2 protein-coding genes and 1 pseudogene are annotated in these 2,270 nt (G+C 76.3%); all 3 read right to left on the reverse strand.

Going from position 1 to position 2,270, the window contains the following annotated elements; genetic code table 11:
• Nucleotides 1-315: pseudogene (locus L7D48_RS28280) on the reverse strand (hypothetical protein); the annotation flags it as partial.
• A gap of 124 nt (nucleotides 316-439) precedes the next feature.
• Nucleotides 440-1,105 (reverse strand): response regulator transcription factor, encoded by a 666-nt coding sequence (locus L7D48_RS28285; RefSeq protein ID WP_237883866.1) that lies wholly within the window; start codon nucleotides 1,103-1,105, stop codon nucleotides 440-442.
• Complete coding sequence (locus tag L7D48_RS28290; RefSeq protein WP_237883868.1) at nucleotides 1,102-2,109, reverse strand: sensor histidine kinase; 1,008 nt, start codon at nucleotides 2,107-2,109, stop codon at nucleotides 1,102-1,104. The genes L7D48_RS28285 and L7D48_RS28290 overlap by 4 nt, the downstream gene beginning before the upstream one ends.
• Between the last annotated feature and the right edge of the window lie 161 nt (nucleotides 2,110-2,270).

Below are 2,270 nucleotides of genomic sequence, written 5' to 3' on the forward strand. Positions count from 1 at the left end.
GCCCGGGGCGGGCCCGGCGGGGCGGATCCGCCTCGGCAGGGCCGCCCCCGCGGGGTGCGGGGCGTGCCGCTCGGCCGCGGCGCCCCGGTGCAGCAGTGGGATGCGGTCGCATTCGGCCGTGCAGGGCCCGTCGGCGGTGTGCGCGCCCGCGGTGCGCGGTGCGGCCGGGGCGGAGGAGTCGGGCGCGGAGGGGCCGAGCGCGAAGGCCGGTGCGAGGACGGCGGGCGCCGGGGCGCCCAGCAGGAGGGTCAGGGCCGCCAGCAGGGCCAGGGCCTGGGCCGGCGCGGAGCGGAACACGGCGGTCCGCTGGGCCATGCCGCCTCCTCCTTGGCTGTCCGCCTCCGGCACCCGGAGCCGACGGTCACCGCCGGCGGCCGTCGCGGCGCCACCGGTGCCCGCCCGCATCCTTCCGTATCCGGCGGCCTGCGCGGAACCGGGCTCAGGGCTCGATCAGCCCCGCGCGGATCGCGTAGCGGGTCAGCTCCAGGCGGTCGCGCAGCCCGAGCTTGTGCAGCATGTTCGCACGGTGCCTCTCCACCGTCTTGACGCTGATGACCAGTGTCTCGGCGATCTCCTTCGAGGAGTGGCCCTCGGCGACCAGCTTGAGAACCTCCTCCTCCCGGGCGGTGAGCACCCGTTCGGGAACGTCCCCGCCCTGCCGGACACGGTCGAGGTAGCTGCGGATCAGCGCGGTGACCGCGCCCGGGTAGAGGAACGGCTCGCCGCGCATCGCCGCCCGGCACGCCTCCACCAGATCCCGGTCGGCCACCGACTTCAGCACGTATCCCGAGGCCCCGGCCTTGAGCGCCTCGAAGAGGTACTGCTCGTTGTCGTACATCGACAGGATCAGGATGCGCAGGCCGGGGTGGCGGGCGGACAGCTCCCGGGCCGCCTGCAGTCCGGTCATCCGGGGCATGGCGACGTCGAGGACGGCCAGGTCGACGGTGTGCTCGCGGGCCGCGGCGACGGCCTCGGCACCGTCCCCGGCCTCGGCGACGACGTTCAGATCCGGTTCGCCGTCGAGGATGAGCCGCACCCCTCGGCGCACCAGCGCGTGGTCGTCGGCGAGCAGGATGCGGGTGACGGCGGGCTCGGACGCGTTCACGCGGCCGCCTCCTGTGCGGTGGTGGTCGTGCCGGCCGGCGGCGTGCCGTGCGCGGGCCCGCCGGCCACGGGCACCGCCAGGCGTACCCGGGTGCCGCCCTCCGGCGCCGGGCCGATGTCCAGGTCGGCGCCGACGAGCAGTGCGCGCTCCCGCATGCCTCGGATGCCGGCGCCCTCCCGGGCGGAGCCGATGCCCCGGCCGTCGTCGCGCACGCTCAGCACCACGCCGCCGGCGGTGCGGCGCAGCCGCAGCTCGACGCTGCCGGCCTCGGCGTGGCGGGCGACGTTGGTCAGGCTCTCCTGGGCGACGCGGTACAGGACCAGCTCCCGCTCGCCGTCCAGCGGCGGCAGCCCGCCGTCGAAACGGCGGCGCACCGTCAGCCCGGTGTGGGTGGAGTAGTCGGCGGCCAGCGCGGTGAGGGCGCTGACCAGACCGAGGTCCTCCAGTACGCCGGGGCGCAGCCTGCGCGCCAGCCGCCGCACCTCGTCCAGGCTGCCGCGGGTGGTCTCCTGGGCGTGCCGGAGCTCGGCGCGCAGTTCCTCGTCCAAGGTGCGGTCGGCCGCCCGCTTCAGCTCCAGCAGCACGGCCGTCATGCTCTGGCCGACCTCGTCGTGGAGCTCCTGGGCGATACGGCGGCGCTCGGCCTCCTGCGCGGACAGCACCCGGGCGCTGCTGGCGGCCCGCTCGGCCTCCAGCCGGTCGAGCATGTCGTTGAAGGTGCGGATCAGATCGGCCACCCCGCCGTGCCCGGACACCGGCAGCCGGTGCCCGGGCCTGAGCAGGTCGACCCGGGTCATCAGCCGGGTCAGCCGCTCCAGCGGCGCCAGGCCGACGCGCAGCAGGGCGGCATTGGCCACCAGCATCACGGCCAGGCCGGTGACCAGTACCACGGCCTCGGTGAGCAGCACCGGCACCGAGACGGTCACCGGCGCCCACAGCAGCAGCGCCGTGGCCGCGCCGAGCACCAGGGCGTTGAGGGCGAAGATTCGCCAGAACAGGGACACGGCGTGCACGTCCTCCTCGATCACCTGCGTCCCCACCACTATCCGCCACCGGCGCGGTCCGGCCGGTATCGCCCGGCCCTTCCCCGCCAGCCTGCCCCGGCGGGGCCGCCGCGGTCGATCGGTGGCGCGGGCCATCCCGTCCGGGGCCGGACCCCCTCCCC

Source organism: Streptomyces sp. ICN903, assembly GCF_022015835.1.
Lineage (GTDB): Bacteria > Actinomycetota > Actinomycetes > Streptomycetales > Streptomycetaceae > Streptomyces > Streptomyces fenghuangensis.